This window comes from Verrucomicrobiota bacterium (genome assembly GCA_038744685.1).
Classification (GTDB): domain Bacteria; phylum Verrucomicrobiota; class Verrucomicrobiia; order Opitutales; family Puniceicoccaceae; genus Puniceicoccus.
On record JBCDMB010000012.1, the window covers coordinates 25521 to 46654 of the forward strand.

The window sequence follows — 21134 nt, forward strand, 5'->3', positions numbered from 1 at the left end:
GAATATCTTCCCTCCCGAATCCCGACGCCTCAGGCTTTCGCATCATTCTGGTTTCGACTCGTGGCACAAACACTGCTTTAGTAACGCCTATGAGCGCTCCAACAGATGTGAAAGACGCCCCGAAAAAAACTGAAGTAAAGAAGACGATTGATCTCAATAATCTGCCCGAGTGGCTACGCGACTATTCCTATAACGCCTCAACTTTAGAAAAGGGAAATTTCTCCGATCACCCGGTCCACGGAACAACAGTTTATTTGGCCTACACTGCGGTTCCAACTAGGTTCGGTGATTTCCGAGCCTGCATTTTTCAGGACATTATTCACAAAGGCTACATCATTGCGCTCACCTATGGAGACGTTGAAAATGCGGATCTTCTTTACACCCGCATGCATTCCAGTTGCGTCACCAGCGAAACCCTGGGCGGATGCGACTGCGACTGTGTTCAGCAGTTGGAAGGAGCAATGGAGAAGATTGCGAAAAGCGGAGATGGAGTCCTCTTTTATCTTCTACAGGAAGGAAGAGGGGTTGGCTACTCAGCCAAAGCGCGTGATCGAATGCTGGTTCAGGCGAGTGGTGACACCCTCTCGACATTCGATGCCTACCGACTCCTTGGTCTGAAAAAAGACTACCGGCAGTATCTCAACATTGCGGATATCGTGCACATACTCGGAATTGATGCAGAATGGGTAATCCTGACCAACAATCCGGACAAAGTCGCAGCGATGGAGAGGAACGGTCTCACCGTTGCCCGAACAGAGACCATCGAGTTCGAACCGGGACCGTTCAACTTATTCTACCTGAAGTCGAAAAAAGAATCGGGACACGAGCTATCGCGTCCCAACGAAATACCACTTGCCGACATCAAGCTTCCCGAACCAGTAGTACCATTCAAACCGAAGCGGCTGACGGAGGCTGAGCGTTTTATTTATATGGCAAGCTATCTCCTTCCAGTGCGCCCTATTGACGACGAGATTGTGGTTTCGTACGAGGCAGTCCGGAGCATGCTAGGCGACTCTGCGATTGAAGAATACACGACGGGTATCCATCCGCTGATCAAGGAGTTTGAGTCTCTGCGGGGAAATCGGCTCATGCTGAAGATAGACCCTGAGACCATGAAAAGAGCCAATGAAAGTGCGGAGGGTAATCCTCTCCAGGGCCTTCTCTTTGAACCGTATTGGTTTCGCGTTCACGTTTACTACGACATCGTGACGGGTGATGACTTTGTGGTGCTTACTCATGGCAAACCGAAACCCTACGAAAGCCCAATTGTCCGAATTCAAAGCGAATCCATTCTCAATCGATTCCCGGTCAAAGTGGATGACAACAAAGCCAAATACAATCGGGCCATCCAGCACATTGTTCGCTATGGTAGTGGCGCAGTAGTCTTGGTATACCAGGACGGCAGAGGAGCAGGATTCGGAGCTTTTGCAGTGGATAGAATGCTAATGGAGCAAAACCGGAGCAGGGGAACCAGAGACTCCTATGAAAAACTTGGAATTCCCTTTGACCAACGCGACTATGAAGTGGCGTTTCAGGTTTTAAAGAGTCACCTCCCGAGCCTAAACATTCAGATGGTTATGAATTCCCCAAATAGTTTGGTGCAGAAGAATGAATACGCCCAAGCCCTTCACAGGAGTGGACTCAATGTGGTGAATTGGATCTTCCTGGAATCAGAAGGCTGATCGATGGCCGCCAGTGCAGGCCTTGAGATTCTCAAAGACAGAATCTCCCAGATTCCGCAGTTTCTTGCCGAGACGTTTGATTCGGTGTTTCCGCATCCAGAAAAACTTCGATCATCATCAGGGGTAGTCGCCACGGGTTTGGGAAGCTCCGAAGCCGCTGCTCGTTACCTAGTGAGATTACTGAACGAATGGACGTCTATCCCTGCAGAGTTTCTTCCCCTAAATCGATTTTATCAATCCAAGCCAGCAGAAGAGAACTCCCGGTACCTCATTGTTTTTACCCAAGGGCTAGCACCCAACGCCCAGATCGCACTTGCAAGACGAGAGTCGTATTCCGGCCTGACCCTGATTACCTCTTCCACGACCAAGGGCCAAAGGGCGGCCGGAAAACCTGATCGGGCAGACCTCCTCGAAAAAGTCAGAGAGGAAGGAGCAACCATCTTCTGCCATCCTTTCGAAAACGAGTTCGAGATTCTTCCTCGGGTGATCGGTCCAGTCTGCACAATGGCATCGGCACTACTAATCGGATCTTCACTCAGTGAACGGAATATCCCAGTTGGAGAAATCCTATCTTTTTTTGAACATCCTCCTTTGGACGACCTAACCACCGATAAGCTCGCGGCAGAGATTCTAGCCGGAGTGGACTTCTACTTTACTGACCTTACGGTCCTCTACGCGCAGAACCTGAGTGCGAAGATTTTAGAAACTTTGTTTCTCCGAGCTCCTTCTTGCCGAGATGTGTTCGACTACTCACACGGGCCCTTTCAAGCGGAGACGCAAAATCCATCGAGCCGATGGATCTTCAGTTCCCAAAGCCAAGCAGACCACACCCTCCTAAAGGAGATAGGACCCCTTTTTGACCGGATAAATCCTGCGAGGGCCTTCTCGTCTCCACTTCCTGAGCCGTATTCCATTTTTTACTACGAGAGCCTTCTCAACCAAATCACCCTTCAGGCAGCTGCAGAGTACGGCGTAGACCTGGTCGACTGGCCCGGAAAAGGTCTGGATAAAGAAGGGTATTCTCTGGCAAGTCCGTTTGAGGAGAAAGAGATGGAATCATGAGAGTGTTTCGGGTGGCCTTGGAATCCGGTGATGAAACCTACGCGACTTCCCGAGAGGGAGACTTTTACCGCTGTGAAGGAGATCTTACTACTGGTTTCGTTGGGACCGATGAGGAGATCCAAGTTGCCTCGGTTCTGGCTCCGATCGCCCTCGGTTCCACTCTTTTCGCTATTGGATTGAACTATCGCGAGCACGCCATGGAGATGAACCAGCCACTCCCTGACTTCCCGGTAGTTACAATGAAGTCCCCCTCTGCAGTCATTGGTACTGGAGAACCGATTCTCCTTCCTCGGGCGCTGCGTAGCGAACAGGTAGATTTTGAAGCGGAACTCGCCATCGTAATCGGCAAGAGGTGTAAAAATGCTTCCGTTAAAGAGGCATTGTCCTACGTCGCAGGATTTACTGTTGCGAACGACGTGAGTGCACGAGATTGGCAGAAGATTTACAGTGGTGGCCAGTGGTGCAAAGGAAAGGGGTTTGATACGTTCTGCCCTCTTGGACCTTTACTGGTCACTCCAGACAGCATTGGAGACCCGAATAACCTTCACATTAGCTCCCGCCTCAACGGCGAAACTTTTCAGGACTCTTCGACAAGCGATCTAATTTTTCCCGTCGAAGACCTGATCGTTTTTCTCAGCGGAAGCACCACTCTTTTACCAGGAACCGTCATTTTGACGGGCACCCCGCCGGGTGTTGGAACCGCCCGAAATCCGCCTCGCTTTCTGAAACCCGGTGATACTGTGGAGATCGAAATCGAAGGAATCGGAGTTCTCAGGAATCCAGTCGAAGAAGAGAACATCTAGCTCAATTCTGTCCGTGAAGAACACTGTCAAGACTCACGTAAAGGAAGATACCCCGTCAGTTTCAGCCTTTTACGAACAAGTAAACACGTTCTCGGCAGGACTAAAAAGGGCGGTATTTTCCGAGTTAACTCCAACGGAGTCTACCGTTGCTGAACATGAGGTTTCAAAGTCTACAAACAAGCCACTCGCGGGAATGACTTGCCTCATTAAAGACAATTTCGACGTCGCAGGATTTCCCACCCGCGCGTCATCCCTCTTTCTCGAGGAGGTGCGGCCATCTCCTCATCGTGATGGACCGTTCGTCCAGAAAATCCGGGAAACAGGACTTACTATTCTCGGCAAAACCCAAATGAACGAATTTGCTTACGGCTTGGACGGAGCGAATCCTCATTACGGAGATTGCCCACATCCGTTCGAACCCGACTTCGTCTCGGGCGGATCCAGTAGCGGCAGTGCTTGGGCAGTGGCAAAACAATTGGTGAACGTTGGATTCGGCACGGATACAGGAGGATCCATTCGCGTACCCTCCGCCTTCTGTGGACTTTTTGGCCTGCGCCTTCCGCCTAACCCATGGGCCCACGAAGGTTGCATACCTCTTGCCCCTTCACTCGATACCGTTGGATGGATGACACACAACTTGGTGGACCTCATCTCAGTCTCAGAAGCCCTACTGGACCTTGACCTTTCCGAACAGGAAACGATCCTCCGAGGTCTTCAGATCGAGTTTCCCGAGATACCTGTTCCGACCTCTGCAAAAACCAAAATCTCAAGCCCAACGATCCACCGCGATAATCTACCTGACTTGTTTGCACCGATTGTTTCCCAATCATTTTCAATTGTTCAGAGTCTAGAGGCTTACGAAGTCCACAAGGGTTGGATCGAGAGATATCGCGCCCAATACGACCCATCTGTTCTTGCAAAGATATTAAGAGCCCTGTCTTGGAGTTCCGGAGAAATTCAGAAAGCCCATCTAGTTCAGGAAAGAGTCAAAAGGGCCTTTTCTGAGCTATTCGAGAAGTTCGATTTTGTCTTCCTACCGGTCACTCCGGGCGACGTTCCCCGCAAGAGGATGTCGCCTAGGGATCGTGAGCGACTGCTTCAATTAACGTCGCCAGCCAGCCTCGCTGGATTATCTGCGATCACCCTACCCTTTCGCTCTAAGGAAAACCCTTACTGCGCGCTCCAGTGCTTGCTTCCACCAGACCGATGGAAAAGAGTCCTGCCTTCCCTTTTTCAGGCAATGATCTCTCAGGAACAATCATGAACGACCTATCCGGAAAAATTGAAGATTGCGTCGTGTTGCTTGGCCAAGAGCTATCTCCTGTCCTGTGCTCGTCATTTGAATACGAGAATGGCTCGATTTCATCGATCTCGGTCACCGGAGAGGCTCCCACACCGATCGGTAGCCGATCAGTCATCGTTCCGGGTTTTGTCAATGGTCACACCCACGTGGGCGATTGTTTCCTTGCTGACGCGGCTACCAAACTGACTCTCGCAGAAGGGTTCTTCCGGCCTGATGGCTTCAAGTATCGCTCGCTTGCCGCAGTTGCCGCAAAGAAGCATTCCCAAGCAATCGAGAATTTTCTTACCGGCATGGCAGCGTCGGGAACGATTGGGCATATTGATTTCCGAGAACAGGGATCAGTGGGCTGCACCCGTCTTCGTGAGGCATCCGATAGAACGGGTGTTCGGTCAGTAATTCTGAGCCAGTTCGATCAGTTGCCTTTCACCCAAAAAGAATTGGAAGAGAATGTATCTTCTCTCCCCAAAGAGTCAGTCAATGAGCTCAAGGAATTCCTCACTCTGTCCGATGGGTTCTCAGAAAGCACCATGAACGATCTTACCGACACTGCATGGAAGGAGATCAATGAGATTTGTGTTCAGGCAGGAAAGAGAAAAGCCATCCATTGTCTCGAAGACGGAACTTATCGAAGCACTAGTTGGGAAAGGACGGGTGAGGGTGATCTGACCAGAGCAATCCAGTCACTGGATCCTGATCTGATCGTCCATTTGACCGTAGCCACTGAAGAAGAAATCAACGAGATCGCTGAGGCAGGTATTCCCGCGGTCGTCAATCCGCGGGCCAACGCGACCCTCGGGCTGTCACTGCCCCCGGTAGCTCGACTTCTCGATGCGGGCATTCCGGTCCTTTTAGGGACTGACAACGGAATGCTCAATGGTCCCAGTCTCCTTCCCGAACTCGACTTCACCTACAAACTCGTCCGATCACAAACTGGAAACGAGAACTTGGTAGACCCTGCCGTGGTCCTCAAAATGGTAACTACCAACCCAGGCAGAACTTGCTGGGGCAACTGGTTTCCCGGAAGCCTCGAGGTAGGGAATACCGCTTCTTTTGTTGAATTCGACTTCTCTTCACCTCTTCTTTCCACTTCACACCACGCGATTGCTTCGGTCGTCACCCGCTGCCAGCCGGGCGATATTATCCAAACAGTCAGGGACGGGCAAGTAATTCATTATCGCCGTTCATGAGTGGGCTTTTTGAGATCGACGCGGATATGGCGTGGCACTCGTTGCCATGGCAAGGGTTCGAACCGAGTTCGGAAGTCCTCCCGCGAATGGCAATCCAACCGGTTTGTGCCTTTGTAAACCGCGGCAATGATGTCCCACTCAACCGCGAATATGAGGTAGTCTGGAAGCAAATCGAAGTCGCCTGCCAATCATTTTTTTCCGGGGAAAATCAACCTTCGAATCTCCACTCATCGTTCCGAATTCTTCCCTCTTTTAACCGAGTCCCAAACCTTGTCCCGGAAATACTATTTGGAACAAGCCTTCCTGCCGCATCGAAAGCCCTTTTTGAGATTGCCGACTCTGTCCAGAAGGCAAACGTAAGAAAAATCGTATTTGTTCACGCAAACCCAATCCTTGGTCCGTGGTTAGACACGGTCGCCCGTGAATTGAGGATATACTCTGATATGAGGGTATTCACGATCCAATTGGAATTCGGTTCTTCTGAAGCCGGGGTTGTCGCTGAAGAAAGAACTTTGGATGCACTACTTCGTGAGGTAATCGCTTTTCCTGCGAATCCTCCCTTTTAGGGAATGGTTGTAAAATGACTCAAGAGAACACACGTTCCCAGCGGTTTTTGGTTTCGATGACGCCAAAAATGATTCGGGAGGCAGCCCGGAATTCAAAAGCACTCATCATTCTTCCCACAGGTGCCATCGAGCAACATGGCCCACACCTTCCAGTTGGAGTGGATTCCCTTCTGGGCACTTCCTTCGTTTCCAGACTAATCGCAGGTCTTAATGAGGATGAGCCCGTCTGGTTTGCACCTCCCATTTGGATAGGAAAAAGCAACGAACACGACGGTTACCCGGGAACCCTGAGCCTTTCAGGCGATTCATTTCGCGCACAGGTGCTTTCGACCGCCGAACAAGTCAAGCAGATGGGATTCTCCCGAATCGCCCTTTTGAATACGCACGGTGGGAATCAGCCTGTGCTACAAACGACCGTGTTAGAAATTGAAACCTCCTTTGGAATCAAGGCATCCATTCTCGATTCGCATCCGATTACCGATCTTGATCCCAGGGAAGAACAGTTCGGTATCCACGCAGGACAATATGAAACCTCTCTCATGCTCGCCATTTGTCCGGATATGGTCGAAATGGACAAGGCGGACTGCTATTGGATGGACGACCGGTTTCCAAAAGGCTCTTTCGCCGCGGAGAACCATTTCGCCACTTTCGCTTGGAAAATCGCTGATTTTACCCCGAGCGGCACTCTCGGGGACGCGACTCTCGCATCAGCTTCAGATGGAGAAAGATGGGTAACCGGGGTCATTGACGTGCTCCTGAAGCAGATCCGAGAAAAAGTTAGCGGATGAAGCAGTTGCTTACTGCCAATTCCTTTGTGGTTGGAATCGCAGTTGCCATTCTTCTTGCCGCGCTAGCTCCTGAATTCGGTTCCGAGTCTGGTATTCTTCCAGTTCCTCTGCTTAAGGCAGTAGGGATCTTTTTTATTTTTTTTCTTCAGGGAGTTTTGCTTCCACTCGGCGAGCTGAAAAAGGGCCTTACAGACTGGAAGCTACATCTCTGCGTTCAGACGACTACGTTTCTCTTTTTTCCGGTCGTTGTTTCTGCAGCGTTAGCCGCATTCTCGAGCCAATTTGCCCAACCAGATCTCCGTCTGGGTTTTTTATACCTCTCGTTCCTTCCTACGACCATTGCGTCGGCAATAGCGCTAACGACAACGTCGAACGGCAACGTAAGTGGAGCTCTTTTCAACACTACCCTCTCCAACGTGGGTGGCATATTTCTCGTGCCTTTTCTTTGCCTGGGCTTTCTTGGCTTGAGTGGGACCTTCCAGCAAATTGAGGTCGGTCCAATTCTTATCGGAATACTCCTAAAGATTATCCTTCCGTTACTTTTAGGCCAGGGATGCCGCTGGTTCTTGAAAGGTTGGGCCGAAAGGCACAAAGTCGGGATTCGACGATTCAACAATACCGTAATCCTCTTCATCGTTTATGCTGCCTTTTGCCAGAGCTTTACTGAGGACGTTTGGACTACTATCGAGGGACCTGTGCTATTGCTCACCTTTATTGGGGCACTAGTCCTTCTCGCGGTTGCTTCCTTTTACGTCTGGTTCCTTTCAGGCCTAATCCGCCTCGATCCGCCTACCCGAGTCGCAGCTTTCTTTTGCGGGAGCCAGAAGACCCTCGCTGTGGGTCTACCACTCTCGGTAATGATTTTCGGCCAAGACGGCCTCCACGCCGACTTAAGCCTACTGATGGTCCCTCTCCTCGTGTATCACCCTGCCCAGCTCGTGCTAGGAGGATGGCTCAGCCCTCGCCTTGCAAAGTATGCGGAGAAGTCAGTTGGATAACAAACCGACAGCTTGATTCAGACAGCTTTAAGACCCATCCCGAAGCTTGAAGTTCACCTGAATCTCCACCGCGGCATTCATCGGTAGACCTGCGACGGCAACGGCGGCACGGGCATGCCTTCCCAAATCACCGAAAACGGCGACAAAGAGATCGGACGCTCCGTTCACCACGGAAGGGCTCTTCCCATATGCAGGAATCGCGTTCACATAGCCGCCGACGTAAAGAATTTGCTCTACGTCTTCCAAAGATCCCGTAATCGTCTTCATCACCGCCAAAGCGTTGAGTGCACAAACCCGTGCTGCCTCATAACCATCCTCCAAAGATAAGTCTTCGCCCACTTGCCCGATAAACTCGCCTGCGGTCGGAGAGCAGCTAATGACACCTGCTAGAAAAACGAGATTTCCATCCTTACGAAACGGGAGGTAGTTTCCTCCGGGCTTCGGAGGCTCGGGAAGAGAGAGGCCCAACTCAATCAATCGTGTTTCCGCACCAGTCATGATGGCTTCGGGAAAAAGAAGATCTCCTTAGATACTCTTTCTGCAGATTGATAAGCCCTGCGAAAGTCTCCCAGACTTCCGGTGGCCTCTTTAGGAACACGTGCATAAGGAATACAGAACGCAAGGCCCTCTTCGTCAAATGGGTAAGGATCCAGTTGAAAGATTCCCTTCCCTTTCGGCTCGAAACCTATCTCGGTCTTCCGTCCGTCGCGGGTTCGCTGGGCATGCCGCAATTGAGAGGGAGAAGAGAAATCGACGCCTACCAAAAGGGATAAGCTATCGCAGCCCTGAAGAAACTCGAAGCCCAACCGAAAAGATTCCTCCGCGAGAGCCGCCTCTGGAAAACCGGTTTCCCGCAGACCTTCCACCAACTCTTTCTGACGCGAAAGTTGTCCGGCAATAAAATCGCCGTGAATTCGGCTTTCCTCTTCGTTGAGCTGACTCAAATCAGCCTGTTCGGTCAACAGATTCACCGTGTGCATGGAAATTAAGACCGCAGCATAGGAATCTCGTTGGGCTGCCTTTTCCGTAGCCCTTCCACGTACCGACAGGTAGTCCTCCAAATCGATCTCCTCAAAGGCGTCATAAGTTCCCACCAGCTCGCTCGAAAAAGCCGACGGGTTTCCCTCAGGGGTCAGGTTGGGATTTGCATCCACCTCTTTCCAACTGTCGTCATGCCGGGAGACAGCGTCCAACACGTGAACGAAAGGTTCCGGAGGAAGAAATCGCTCATTCTTCCAATGCCGCGCAAATTCCCCCGCCAACGCAGCATGCTTGTCATGCTCGAGCAAGAGCCAGGAGTCTCTCTCTTCGATACGAATCATGGCGTCACTGTAGAACGTTCGTCGAAAACCGCTTCGGGAAAGTACCCTGAGATCGTCATCGTAGGCTCGTTGACCAATTGACTGATCTTTAGACGGATTACTGCACTGCAAGTGATATACGCCTGCTCCCGCGACAAACCCAAACGTTTAACGAGGTAGTCAATTGCGCGTCTGACTACCCGCTTGCTTGCCTCACGTGGATCAGGGTCAGACTCGATGAACACATGGTATCCATGTTCGGCAAACTCAGGAGGCTCCAGCTCACCCGGACATTCGAGGTAGGGTCCCGGGAGAGGACGATCCTTTTGCAACTCTACCTTCATCCGCACCGTCATGGGTGCCTCCATCCCGTTTAGGCATACCTCTCCGTCTCCTTGGGCTGCATGAGCATCCCCTGCACAAAGACCGGCACCAGGGATTTGGACCGGAAGGTGAAGACGACTCCCCGCAACTAAATGCCTTACGTCAAGATTTCCTCCAAATTTGCCGGGTGGTCGCGTGCGGAATTCCCCTTTTTCCTCGGGCTGAACTCCGATAATTCCACAAAACGGACGAAGAGGGATCGTCAGCCCAGGCATCGATCTCGTTTCATTCCCCTCAAAACGCCAAGTATGCAAGAATGATCCCGAAAAGTCGTCCGCCAATAACCCGAGCCCATCCACAAGACCACTCCAGCCCCAACCCTCGTGCTGGTAGTCAAGAATTTCCAGAACCAATCGATCCCCCGGTTCAGCACCTTCTACACAAACGGGTCCGGTAAGTGCATGGATACGGGATTTATCGATTTTTCCGAAATCAGAGGCTGTCATATCCGGCGAAACCTGACCGTCGCTAGAGTCACGCATTTCGAAACTAACTGTGTCGCCGGACTTGATCGTCAGCCGAGCCGGGTAGTCCCGATTCCATCGATTGACGACTTCTGATCGGTCGAGAAAGAAATCCATACGTGGGAAGACTGCTATTCTTCCCAGGGGAAGACAATCCACTTTGAGGTCTCTTCCACGTAATGGTGAGGAACGATTACAGAGGTGGGTTTGTAGTAAAGAGTCGCGATCGTAATTTTCGGGCCTGTGAGCTCCTTGAACTTCTCTAGCAAAAACGCAAAGGTCCTACCGCTATCCGCCAAGTCATCAACCAAAAGCACATGCCCAGTGCATCGGTTGAGAACCTCCTCAGGCGTATCCAGAACGACATCCCCTTGAGTCCGATCCTCGCGGTAGCTTCTCACTTCTACAGGTGTAAAAGGTAGACCGAGCCGGTGGGACAGGCACACACCGATCGGAAGACCACCGCGGCTAATTCCAACGAGCCGGTCAATAGGCTCACGGCAGTGCAGTGCACGCACTTGCTCAGTCAACTGAGAGATTAGATTCCCAAGCTCAGACCACGAAAGCGGTTGTTGTTCCATTCCGGACGGAAAGCAAATCCTGTTCCAAAGGCAAGAACCGCCGGGACCCAACTACCCTCGCTGAACAGAAGTTTCCAATTTAAGGAGCGAAAAAGGGGGGACGTGTTACTTTGGCAACGAATTCAAACTAGATCTCTAAAAAAGTAGATCGATCTCGGGATTCATTATTCTTTCGCTGAACGTAAACTACCGGCATCGAATGTTGGGTTGGATGCTGGAGCTGTCATCCAGCTTCGTTGATATTACTTCGCTGCTCAAATGGAACATACTCGGGATTCGATATCGGGTCTCGAGGGCTTTCGATTGCGATACCGATTTCGATTTTTGCGATCATACTTTGTATCAGGCGCAGTTTAACAACCGTTCACTCATTCCCCCGGAATTCTCATGTACATCCCCAGTAAATCCGCCGACTCCGCTTTGTTGAATCCAAACTTGTTGTAGAATTCCGGAGTGCCCTGCTCGGCGAAGAGACCCACAAAGGCCGTCTTAGGCGCATTCCTCTTCAGGAAATCGGCAAGCGATTCCATAATTAGGCTTCCTACTCCTTTACCTTGATGATCTGGCAAAACAGCCACATCTGTCACCTCAAAGAAACAACCTCCATCTCCGATGATTCGTCCGATTCCAACTCTTTCATTCCCGTGATACGCTACCACAGAGAAAAGAGTGTTTGCCAGACCGACCGCGGCCGCCTCTTTGGACTTTCTCGATAGGCCAGCCTTTAGGCGAATAGCAATATAGTCCGTCACAGATGGAGTCTCTAGTCTTAGATCATAAACCATTCTCTGAGGCATCAACACAATTGGGAGAGAGAGGCTACCAAACTTGCTCGCAGAAGGGCAATCCCTGTGTCGATTCATGCTTCTGGTTGCGTGCTAGGAAGAGCAGTTAAGAAAAGTCAAAATGCCACACGGAATGGAGGTCAGAGCCTTTCACCGAGTGGATGCTTCCGTCTTGTTCTAAAGGGCACTTCGATTCACCTACTTTGGACGTGGCGAGAGCAATTTTGGTTTTGAGCAAGGCGACGGCTCTGCTTGGCGGGCTAGTGGCCCGGCTGCGGAGCCGCAACGCGGCTCAAACCCAAAAGTGTCTCGCCCCGAAGGGGTTGCGGCAGCACCGGTTCCGGGCAGCGTTAGCGGAGAGGTCCGAGGGCCTCTGGCCCGCAGACCTCTCCGCAGTCTCGCCCTCCGCAGTCTCGCCCGGATTCCGGCGGTGCCGCAATCACGAGCCAAAGGAAGTTAATCGAAGTGCCCTAAACTCCAGCATTGTTAAAGAGAATGACTTGCTGCTCACCATCCTCCGTGATCATTACTTGCTTTTCGAAATTTCCCGACGTGTATTCATCAACCACATTCTCCCAAAAGATCATTGATTTCTTGTTTTCCACGAATTGGTGAATCTCCCACGTTCCGGGAAACAGGTTGAATACTCTTACGGCTGCTCTTTGACCAATTCGCTGGCGCCTGAACGTCTTCATAACAAAGAACTCTGCTATCGTTTTTGCATTTGGATCCTTCGCAACCTCACAATAACTGTTCACCATGATGAATCCTGCGATTCTTGATTCGACCATGATCCAGTAGGCATAACGGTCGGTTTCTGTCCGATAGTTGTCGAAATATCGGTATCCAAAACATCCATATTCGTTGACTTGATGGCCTGTGTATGGAGACAGCTCATATTCATAGAGCTCGAACAGCTGCCGAAGCACAGCCTTCTTACTCTCTGGAACTTCGACAAGGTCGTTCTTACTCATGTTTTTCAAAGAACCTCAACGTGTTCCGATTCAGCTAGATGGTGCCACCGCAATCCGGAGCACAATGCTTTGTTTTTGCATGGACTAGAATGCGCCTGCACTCAGGAAACCTTCTGATCGAAATATTTACCGTGTGAGGTTCGAGCCATTCGTGAAACTCCTCATCTGAGAAAAAGTGTTTAATCACCCGGAAGCGCTTACCTCCGGCGAGGCTCCGTTCCTGAAGGTGGTTTCCTTCCTCGTCGAACTTTCCACTGAAAGAACCTGAAACCGCAAGCTGGTCGATAAATACAATTGAGCTTCCCTCCGGAACCCTTTGGGTGATTCCGGAGAGAAAACCGGGAATTCTTGATTTGGGAACGTGGGCAAACCAATCAACCGCCATCACCATGTCAAAATCGCCTGAAATCGACCTCAAGTCATAGGCATCGGCTTGTTCCAGAGTGATTCGTTGCCATGGCAGCTCCTTTTTCCTCGCCTGTTCCAGGGTGGTCTCATTGTAGTCAGTTGCCGTAATCGAATCCGCATCGTCGCTAATCTGCCCCGTCCAGAAGCAGGGACCACATGCGAGTTCCAGGACCCGCTTCCTTTTTGCGATTTTCTTGAGCGCCCGAATTACAGGATGAAGCCCTTCGATCACGCTCGGGTCATCATAACCCATCGAAGAGTCATATTCGGAAGCACGTTGACCATAGTAGACCTGCATCTCTTGGACGATCATCTCTTCTCACACAGGGGCGACGTGTCAGGATCGAGAAGACGAAGCTTCCGGATCTTGAACTACCGATCGGTTCGACCGAATGGTCTTCTGTATCTTTATCTCAGATACGGTTTCGGAAACTACTTCAAACCCGTAGTTCCTGTAAAAACTCAACGCTCTTCCGTTGTTCTTGGTTACTTCGCCAATGACCTTTGAGAAGCCGTTGTTCTCAGCCCAAGCAAAAACTGTATCCATCATTTTCTTAGCGAGGCCAGAGCCCCTCAAATCCGGGGTAATCCAAACCTGAAGCACTTCAGCTTCACCTTCTTTTTCTTCGCTTCCGTAGATTGCTGCAATGGCTACTGGCTCATCCTCGCGAAAGGCAATAAATGTCGAACGTGTAGAACCTTCCGCTGTGCTATCGGCCTGCTGACACCAACTTTCCGGCGAACGTTCTATGGCTGTTTCGTACGTCGAACAGAACGCATAAGGATCGCTCTTGAGCGCCGCGAGTCTCAGATCCCGAAAAAGAGCCCCTTCACAACGCTGGATTCTTCGGATGGTTAACATTTCTTTCAACGAACATCCAAGTTCAGCCAACCTACCTTTCGCAGTTGGCTGACGAACCTAGTTAGCCGTTGTTCTCGTGGTCAATCTGCCGAGCCCTCGAGTAGCTGATCAAACAACTGGTCATCGGTGAAATCACCAAGATGGCAGTTCCGATTGAGAAAAAGTTCTCCGGCTTCTGAATCAGACCGTAAACGCCGGACAGAAATATGGGAAGTGCCGAGACCAAAAGGGCTTTGCCTCCATACTCATTGATCTCAAACCACGCTTCTTCTGATTTGAATGACTGCGGAAAACGGACTCCGTAAAAGTGGTTCATAGGAACCTTCCGTAGAATCAGTGGGATGCTAAGACCTGAAATCAAGATCGCGATTCCGATATTTACGAAGGCGTAGGTTTCGGGATTCATGAGTTTCGGAAAACGGAGACAAAGGAAAATCAGCGCTGTGACGATAGTGAGTTCGCTGATCACAGCGCAATCCCGGAGTTAATTCCTTCCTCTGTTTACGGACTGAGAAGCTGTTCGTAAACAGGTAGCTGGCCTCTTAACCTCAATCTGGTCCACCAAAGTCTTTGTGAAAGTGGGAGATCCAAGAGAGACGGCTCCATCGCAGCGCCGCATTGCGGCAATCGCGAAGCGATGGATCCAACGAAACGAATCACTCGCCCCTTGAAGCGATTACGCGGTTCCGCTCCTTATCCCCCGGCTGTTTTTCGATCGAGTAGACATGATCAGGATAGTCATATCCTTCTAAAAAAGCCTCTTTTTCGAATTCCATACCAATCTTCCTAGCCACCCGAATCGAAGCCGTATTATCTGGATCGACTAAAGCAATGAGCCTTTCTAGACCGACTACATTGAATCCATATTCACGAACTGCTAAGGCGGCCTCAGTCGCGAAACCAAATCCCCATCTAGAACGTGCTAACCGGTAGCCGACTTCAACTTCTTTCTGCCCGCAGATATCAGGAAAACAGGATAACCCACAATAACCGATCACTTCCTGTCCACTTTTCTCAACCACAGCCCAAAGTCCGAATCCAAAGCTTGAATAATTATTGCTGCACTTTGCCAGCCAAGCCCGGGTCTCTTCTCGCGATTTAATCCCACGACTAAACTTCATGACTTCGGCATCTGCGAAGATATACGCCAATGAATCGATATCGGCGGTCTCAAACTCCCGAAGCAATAATCGTTCTGTTTCGATTATTGTCATTGATGGAAACGGTGAGAAGAGGCGCGGCGCATTAACGATGTTGTCCCGAAGCGACTGGTTCGCTTTGTGAGGGTTCATGCCAAGACAACCTATCGTCTAGGCTGTTTAGTCGTGCATATTCGAAATGCAGAATCCTTCTTCGTTTGGGTGATTCAGATCTCTTAGATGAGTGAAGGATCAAAGGAGACATTAACAGAACGTCGCCTGCGCCACATGCACATATCGCTTCTGAAGCGTTCACATGTGAGAGAACCTCTCGCGATTCTATCTTTCCTCTCTTGTGGGACTCAGGGATGACTCTAAGCGCTCCGTTTTTCTGTGGTGTGTCGTCTAGGTGAATTCTGATCGTCATCATTCTTTCGAGAACTTCAACAGGCGGTTGGACATGGACAGAACCATCTTTGGTCGACCAAGGGCCATATCCTTTAATTTCGCATTTTTCTTCGACCGTGATCGTGAGGTCCTGATGCCAAGTAACTGGCCAATTCTCCTGTGGAGTCTTGTCAAAGAGGATACTCCTTACAGGTGATAGTCCTTTGGAGAGGAGATTCTGAAGCCGCACTGATTTCGCCAGTTGGTTGAATTCCTTCGATTTGCTCCGAATGTGCCGAACGCAAGCCGAACCTTCGTTCTTCGAAAGCCGATCTGCCTCTTCCCGCATGGCTTCCACTTCGTCCTTGGTGAAAACCTCACGGACGATCTCAAACCCTTGTGAATGGAAGTCGTTCATTGTTTGCGCGAATGCAGCGCATGAGCTCTTGAACACCGTCTGGCTCGCAGCAGTTTCTAGGAAGGGCATTTCGATTAACCTCCTTTGGCTCGTGATTGCGGCACCGCCGGAATCCAGGTGAGGCTGCGGAGAGGTTTGCGGGCCAGAGGCCCTCGGACCTCTTCGCTAACGCTGCCCGGAACCGGTGCTGCCGCAACCCCTTCCCTTCGGCAGGCTCAGGGCCTTGAGTCTTATCGAAAGGAGGGGCGAGGCACTTTTGGATTTGAGCCGCGTTGCGGCTTCGCAGATGGGCTTCTAGCCCGCCAAGCGAAGCCGTCGCCTTGCTCAAAACCAAAATTGCTCTCGTCACGTCCAAAGGAGGTTAGTCGAAGTGCCCTGAAGTTAAAAACTCGAAAAGCGAAGGCAGGTGCTCAGTACCACATCAATCGAATTGTCTGATAAAAAGAGCCTCATTACCATTTAACTGTAGCTCGTAGTCAACCCGCCTGACCTCAGCTGACATGCCTGAGCCCCGTAGGTAGTCGATTATACCCTCCAGGTATTTGGATTTACCCTGCTTCAATGTGAGGACAGGGAAAATTCTGACTTCTTCCGCAATCCTGCACATTTCAAGTATCGATGACAGGTGAAACTCGTAGGAAAAATGATCAGAATAGAGGAACAGGAAGTGGGAACAAAGAGCCAAATCGAACTCTCGATCAGCGTATTCTACTGTTGGTAGCTCTTTCAGCTCATATCTTTCCTCTCTTTTGCCTTTTTCAAAGTCATTTAGGAACAGCCTCAAGGCTCTGCGCCGATTGAGAAGGAGATTCTCTGGGTCGCGATGATAGGCCCACGTCCAGGAATCCAGACTTGCCCTCACTTGGTTGATTACAAGATCGACGCTTTCTTCAAAACGGGCAGCGATTTCCTCGCCCGAGAAGCGATATAATGGATCGAAAGAAACAACGCGGTTCCCGATTTCACTCATTTCAGCATTGAAGCTAGCCGGGCCATCTCCACATCCAACAATCCTTTTCCTCAAGTCACTATCTGAGAGAGAAAACATCAGCCGATATTCATCCAGTGATCTTCCCCAGGGAACGACTTTTTCAAGTGATAATGGCATGTCCTTTTTCTCCGAAGGTTAAAGGATGGCAACGACTGCGCTAGCCAAAGTTGCCACCACTACCCTGTTGGCTCTTGGTTATACCGTAGAATTCAGTGGTGTGAAATCGGCCACTCTTAAGGGTGTGGTCAGCTAAGCTTCCTTCGTGTTTCATTCCACACTTTTCCATCACTCTTCCCGAGGCTCGATTCTCTTTCATATGGTTTGCCTCAATCTTGTGACAGTTCATCTCAGTAAATCCATATTCAATAACCGCTTTCGCTGCTTCGGTGCAGAATCCTTTACCCCAGAATTGCGTTCCGATCCAATAGCCCAGCGTTCCTCTTTTTTGAGAGGCATTGAATTCAAGTCCAATCGCACCAATAAGCTCACCGCTTTCTCTTTCCTCTATCGCAAATGTAATTCCCTCTTGGTGGTAAAACTGCTTCAAGTGTGTCGAAATCCACCGTTCCGCCATCCCGTCCAAATACGGGTGTGGAATGTGTTGCGTAGTCTTGGCTACCGCTGGATTCCCAGCGAGCTTCTGCACCCGGCTAGCCTCTTCGATTCTGAACCCCCGAAGGGTTAGACGCGTAGTCTGTATTGTAGGAAAACGCTTCATATTGTTTGCGAACGGCATAGCGATCACGCTGCCTGCTGACAACGCTCACCGACCCTAGGGTTGATGGTTGAACGTTCATTTCGTCTTCGGCTCGGAGAGAGAAGGCAGTTGATCATCCGCGTCTTGTTCTTACTTGCCGGTTTGCAGGGCCTCTAGTTCGCCTTTGATGTTCGACCTGGCCTGTTCTTCAAGCTGACTAAAGAATTCGGTCGCGTAGATGCGCTGACAGAGAAACGACTGAAGGATCGATCTCCGACCTGCGGAAAACTGTGCCTCCGGAACGGAGGAATATTCGCGTCTGACGGCAGTCTGGTAGGCCTCGTAATCTTCTGGCTCCGATCCAAGGATGCTCAGATCAATATCAATGATTAGATCCTCATCCTCCCTACCTGATCTGGAGCGTTTTGGATCGGTTGCCACAACTAAGCGCTCAACGTCGTCGGTCAGCTTTCCTCCGACGAATGAACCGATTCGATCCGCAAAATATTGTGCACTCTGTGCTTCGTTGTGGCTATCTAGTGGATCGTAGATGGCGTCATGAAACCAAATCGCGAACTCTATTTCGTCCGAATGCTGTCCAGATGCGTCCAACCAAGAGAGCATTCGGTCAATATGCGACAGATTGTGGTAGGCACGATTCTCGTCGGAGTAGAGCCCTTTCAGTTCTCGGAACGTGCTCTAAGCCGTCTCGTCCGCTACTCCCGCCCGACGGCAAAGTTCGTTGAATCGGCTGGAAGTCGTATGATCCATTCTCTTAAGCTGTTGTTGAGGAATAGCACGGCTCTAGCCGTTGCCTCTATCGACTGGTTCAGACGGTTGGCCGATAAACATGAGGGTTTTTGTGTAGGGGATAGTCACATGGACTTCTCTCATTCCATACGGCTGTTGGAATGGCTCACGTATTTTTAGGGCACTTCGATTAACCTCCTTTGGCTCGTGATTGCGGCACCGCCGGAATCCGGGTGAGGCTGCGGAGAGGTTTGCGGGCCAGAGGCCCTCGGACCTCTCCGCTAACGCTGCCCGGAACCGGTGCTGCCGCAACCTCCTAGGGGCGAGGCCCTTTTGGATTTGAGCCGCGTTGCGGCTTCGCAGACGGGCTTCTAGCCCGCCAAGCGAAGCCGTCGCCTTGCTCAAAACCAAAATTGCTTTCGTCACGTCCAAAGGAGGTTAATCGAAGTGCCCTTTAAAAATCCCTTCTTCTCTTTCAGTAAGCTCCATACCCTATCGATGTCATCTACTGTCATGTAAAAGCTCATTTCTCCTATATCCTCTCCAGCTTTTTGGATATGAATCTCAATCCTCCCAAGGCCCACGATGCAGTAGTCCGGTGAATCCATAATGACTTCAAACTTGAGTATGTCGGTGAAGAATTCCTTCGTTTCCGAAACACTGTATGATGGGACCATCGGGCTTATACGTGTCGCCTTATACATTTTATTGGTTTTGTTTTCGCCGAAAGTGGGCGGGAGCCCAACAGGAAAAAGAGTCGTGTAAGATTGTAGGAACAGTACCCAAGGATCCGCTCTGAAGCGGTCGTTGTGCCTTTCGTCTGATGGCGGTAATCCCTTCCTATCAGACGCATCTACGGAGTGGAAGAGGTAAAGTCTAGTAGTAGGTTTGCGCGGTTTCTACCTGGTTCTGCGTCTGAGTAACAGGAGACCTGCACAGAACATTCCGGCCAGCGCGGCGTAGGCTGTTGGCTCAGGAATCACAGTGATTGTGGAAAAGCCGGGCGATATAAATTCGTCCAGTGAGCTGAAGTTGATGTCTCCTCCCACCGTTTCCGTGAAAGTTGAGGGAGGCGGCGTGATGTCCTCAGCGCGCAAATTTGTGACCTCACCTACGATGTTTCCGACAGTAAAGCGAAATGTGCCGAGGAAAATCTCATTACCAGTCAGAGGAGCGAAGATGTCGTCTACCGAGTCGATGAAGTAGGCACTCGAGCCGGGAGTCAGGGATTTTTCTTCACCAAGAAGCGTGTCATCAAAGGCGGGATTCGCAGAAATGTCGCTGAGTTCCAATACCACTGCAGGATCAGAGGGTGCGTTTTCGCCAAAGACGACCTGAACGCCCGCGCTGAAGATCCCATCGACGGCTAGATCGATCGGGTTGGCTTCTACTTGTATGAGTGAAACCTGCACATCCACCTTTTCGCCCGGTAAAACTTCATAATTACTCTGGCTGAAGCCATACCTAAAATTCGCGTAGGATTGGCTTGCGGCAACGAGAGTCAAAACGACGAGAAGTGGTTTGCTAGGTTTCACAAGACCTCGGTTATGGGCTCTCCAAGGTCACGTCAATCGTAAAGGGCAAGATGTCTTATCAACTTACCAAAACCGAGATGAGTTTTCGTCATTTTGACAGTGGGGTTCCAAGTCTGGTTGACCACTTGGTTCTTCCGTCTTCCTCCAAATGGTTCTAACCGCCTAGTTGTGGTGGAATCGCGGCGTCTCAAGAATGAAGCGCTGAGCGCGAAAAGAATTGAGACCACCGATTGGTTAGCTATTCCTCTCTGTGAATTTTGTGGACAACCGCGAAACCGTCACCGTCTTTATTTGTGTAGAAGTCAGCGGCGTAGGCATATGAATCGTCTTCCGGAGTGTAATTCCTTTCTATTTTCTCTCCTCCGACGGTAACATAAAAGGAGATGCTAGACCCATAGTGCCCGTTCGGTCCACCTTGCGACTTAAACGGCCCTTCACTTTCGCCAAAGCTCTCGAGAAAATCAAAACCAGATGAGCCTCTTCCGGATTCGGCATCACTTTTACTTACCTCGAATTCGACTCTATCGGCGCAAGCAACAAGGCAAAATACAACCAGAACACTACCAAAGATTTTTAATTTCGTTTTCGTTTTAGCCAACGTCGAAGCGAACCCTTCCCTGACCGAATCGGCGGTCAACATCACGGAGGCACGGTTCTATCAAATTCCGATTCAAGATGCAAGAACTCAAGAATCTTGTCGGGGATAGATACCTCGGTTTATTCGCCTCCAGATGTTTTGAAAAGGCCGGGGAAAAACTTTCTCACCAGAACAGTGTCAAACAGAGTCAAAACCACCGCTCCAACAATAGAGATTCCGATGAAAGCTAACACCGCTTTCCCAATGGAAAAGAAAAAGAAAACTCCAATACTCATTGAGAACAGCAAAAGTATAGTGAACATGTATAGCCCAATAGCCAGCTGAGCTCTCCGGTCTAGCGATCTATCCAATGCACTAAAAACTACTGCTAACAACCCACATAAGCTCAAAGAGATTGATAACGAGTGGCCATCTTCGAACAAAATATATGGGCAGATGACCATCGCACTGAAGAAGACAAATAAGATTGGC

General features: G+C 50.3%; 26 protein-coding genes. 9 read left to right on the forward strand and 17 right to left on the reverse strand.

The genetic code is table 11. The features are described 5' to 3' along the window. The first annotated feature begins 89 nt into the window (after positions 1–89). The 8 genes from AAGJ81_08745 to AAGJ81_08780 are packed head-to-tail and all read left to right on the forward strand — an operon-like array spanning position 90 to position 8389. Positions 90–1682 carry a GTP cyclohydrolase gene (locus AAGJ81_08745; protein MEM0966219.1) on the forward strand — a complete coding sequence of 531 codons (1593 nt, stop codon included), beginning with the start codon at positions 90–92 and terminating at the stop codon, positions 1680–1682. Positions 1683–1685: 3 nt separating this feature from the next. Next, positions 1686–2744 (forward strand): hypothetical protein, encoded by a 1059-nt coding sequence (locus AAGJ81_08750; protein MEM0966220.1) that lies wholly within the window; start codon positions 1686–1688, stop codon positions 2742–2744. Continuing rightward, the gene (locus AAGJ81_08755) at positions 2741–3547 is read left to right on the forward strand and encodes a fumarylacetoacetate hydrolase family protein (GenBank protein ID MEM0966221.1); all 807 of its coding nucleotides are present in this window, start codon (positions 2741–2743) and stop codon (positions 3545–3547) included. Before AAGJ81_08750 ends, AAGJ81_08755 begins: the two co-directional genes overlap by 4 nt. A 13-nt stretch (positions 3548–3560) precedes the next feature. Then, positions 3561–4811 (forward strand): amidase family protein, encoded by a 1251-nt coding sequence (locus AAGJ81_08760; protein MEM0966222.1) that lies wholly within the window; start codon positions 3561–3563, stop codon positions 4809–4811. Continuing rightward, entirely contained in the window at positions 4808–6037 is a 1230-nt protein-coding gene (locus AAGJ81_08765; protein MEM0966223.1) for an amidohydrolase family protein, read from the forward strand. The genes AAGJ81_08760 and AAGJ81_08765 overlap by 4 nt, the downstream gene beginning before the upstream one ends. Continuing rightward, complete coding sequence (locus tag AAGJ81_08770) at positions 6034–6603, forward strand: hypothetical protein (GenBank protein MEM0966224.1); 570 nt, start codon at positions 6034–6036, stop codon at positions 6601–6603. The genes AAGJ81_08765 and AAGJ81_08770 overlap by 4 nt, the downstream gene beginning before the upstream one ends. A 14-nt stretch (positions 6604–6617) precedes the next feature. Further along, entirely contained in the window at positions 6618–7391 is a 774-nt protein-coding gene (locus AAGJ81_08775; GenBank protein ID MEM0966225.1) for a creatininase family protein, read from the forward strand. Then, complete coding sequence (locus AAGJ81_08780; protein ID MEM0966226.1) at positions 7388–8389, forward strand: bile acid:sodium symporter family protein; 1002 nt, start codon at positions 7388–7390, stop codon at positions 8387–8389. The genes AAGJ81_08775 and AAGJ81_08780 overlap by 4 nt, the downstream gene beginning before the upstream one ends. 27 nt (positions 8390–8416) lie before the next feature. On the opposite strand, the gene AAGJ81_08785 is transcribed toward AAGJ81_08780, so the two are convergent. The 14 genes from AAGJ81_08785 to AAGJ81_08850 all read right to left on the reverse strand — a co-directional run bounded on the left by AAGJ81_08785 (position 8417) and on the right by AAGJ81_08850 (position 18404). After that, the gene (locus AAGJ81_08785) at positions 8417–8887 is read right to left on the reverse strand and encodes a RidA family protein (protein ID MEM0966227.1); all 471 of its coding nucleotides are present in this window, start codon (positions 8885–8887) and stop codon (positions 8417–8419) included. Next, entirely contained in the window at positions 8884–9711 is an 828-nt protein-coding gene (locus tag AAGJ81_08790; protein MEM0966228.1) for a DUF3891 family protein, read from the reverse strand. Before AAGJ81_08790 ends, AAGJ81_08785 begins: the two co-directional genes overlap by 4 nt. Continuing rightward, a complete protein-coding gene (locus AAGJ81_08795) occupies positions 9708–10655 on the reverse strand; it encodes an acetamidase/formamidase family protein (GenBank protein ID MEM0966229.1) in 948 nt (315 codons plus the stop codon). Before AAGJ81_08795 ends, AAGJ81_08790 begins: the two co-directional genes overlap by 4 nt. A gap of 14 nt (positions 10656–10669) precedes the next feature. Beyond that, a complete protein-coding gene (locus tag AAGJ81_08800) occupies positions 10670–11119 on the reverse strand; it encodes a phosphoribosyltransferase family protein (protein ID MEM0966230.1) in 450 nt (149 codons plus the stop codon). Between the two features lie 368 nt (positions 11120–11487). Beyond that, a complete protein-coding gene (locus AAGJ81_08805) occupies positions 11488–11982 on the reverse strand; it encodes a GNAT family N-acetyltransferase (GenBank protein ID MEM0966231.1) in 495 nt (164 codons plus the stop codon). A 392-nt stretch (positions 11983–12374) separates the two neighbouring features. Then, on the reverse strand, positions 12375–12878 hold the full coding sequence (locus tag AAGJ81_08810) for a GNAT family N-acetyltransferase (protein ID MEM0966232.1): 504 nt from the start codon (positions 12876–12878) through the stop codon (positions 12375–12377). A 34-nt stretch (positions 12879–12912) separates the two neighbouring features. Next, positions 12913–13599 (reverse strand): class I SAM-dependent methyltransferase, encoded by a 687-nt coding sequence (locus AAGJ81_08815; GenBank protein MEM0966233.1) that lies wholly within the window; start codon positions 13597–13599, stop codon positions 12913–12915. Between the two features lie 24 nt (positions 13600–13623). After that, on the reverse strand, positions 13624–14148 hold the full coding sequence (locus tag AAGJ81_08820; protein MEM0966234.1) for a GNAT family N-acetyltransferase: 525 nt from the start codon (positions 14146–14148) through the stop codon (positions 13624–13626). Between the two features lie 61 nt (positions 14149–14209). Next, entirely contained in the window at positions 14210–14554 is a 345-nt protein-coding gene (locus tag AAGJ81_08825) for an SdpI family protein (protein MEM0966235.1), read from the reverse strand. Positions 14555–14804: 250 nt separating this feature from the next. Continuing rightward, entirely contained in the window at positions 14805–15362 is a 558-nt protein-coding gene (locus tag AAGJ81_08830) for a GNAT family N-acetyltransferase (protein ID MEM0966236.1), read from the reverse strand. A 31-nt stretch (positions 15363–15393) separates the two neighbouring features. Next, a complete protein-coding gene (locus tag AAGJ81_08835; protein MEM0966237.1) occupies positions 15394–16092 on the reverse strand; it encodes a phytanoyl-CoA dioxygenase family protein in 699 nt (232 codons plus the stop codon). A 421-nt stretch (positions 16093–16513) separates the two neighbouring features. Next, a complete protein-coding gene (locus tag AAGJ81_08840; protein MEM0966238.1) occupies positions 16514–17200 on the reverse strand; it encodes an SAM-dependent methyltransferase in 687 nt (228 codons plus the stop codon). Between the two features lie 40 nt (positions 17201–17240). Next, positions 17241–17801 (reverse strand): GNAT family N-acetyltransferase, encoded by a 561-nt coding sequence (locus tag AAGJ81_08845; protein MEM0966239.1) that lies wholly within the window; start codon positions 17799–17801, stop codon positions 17241–17243. Positions 17802–17930: 129 nt separating this feature from the next. Next, positions 17931–18404 (reverse strand): phosphohydrolase, encoded by a 474-nt coding sequence (locus AAGJ81_08850; GenBank protein ID MEM0966240.1) that lies wholly within the window; start codon positions 18402–18404, stop codon positions 17931–17933. A 9-nt stretch (positions 18405–18413) separates the two neighbouring features. On the opposite strand from AAGJ81_08850, the gene AAGJ81_08855 reads away from it, so the two are divergent. Continuing rightward, positions 18414–18710, forward strand: a complete 297-nt coding sequence (locus AAGJ81_08855) for a hypothetical protein (protein MEM0966241.1) — start codon at positions 18414–18416, stop codon at positions 18708–18710. Between the two features lie 242 nt (positions 18711–18952). On the opposite strand, the gene AAGJ81_08860 is transcribed toward AAGJ81_08855, so the two are convergent. The 3 genes from AAGJ81_08860 to AAGJ81_08870 all read right to left on the reverse strand — a co-directional run bounded on the left by AAGJ81_08860 (position 18953) and on the right by AAGJ81_08870 (position 20705). Next, positions 18953–19234: a hypothetical protein gene (locus tag AAGJ81_08860; GenBank protein MEM0966242.1), complete on the reverse strand. Its 282-nt coding sequence runs from the start codon at positions 19232–19234 to the stop codon at positions 18953–18955. A gap of 195 nt (positions 19235–19429) precedes the next feature. Further along, the gene (locus AAGJ81_08865) at positions 19430–20065 is read right to left on the reverse strand and encodes a PEP-CTERM sorting domain-containing protein (protein ID MEM0966243.1); all 636 of its coding nucleotides are present in this window, start codon (positions 20063–20065) and stop codon (positions 19430–19432) included. Between the two features lie 238 nt (positions 20066–20303). Next, positions 20304–20705 (reverse strand): hypothetical protein, encoded by a 402-nt coding sequence (locus AAGJ81_08870; GenBank protein ID MEM0966244.1) that lies wholly within the window; start codon positions 20703–20705, stop codon positions 20304–20306. Positions 20706–21134 lie beyond the last annotated feature (429 nt).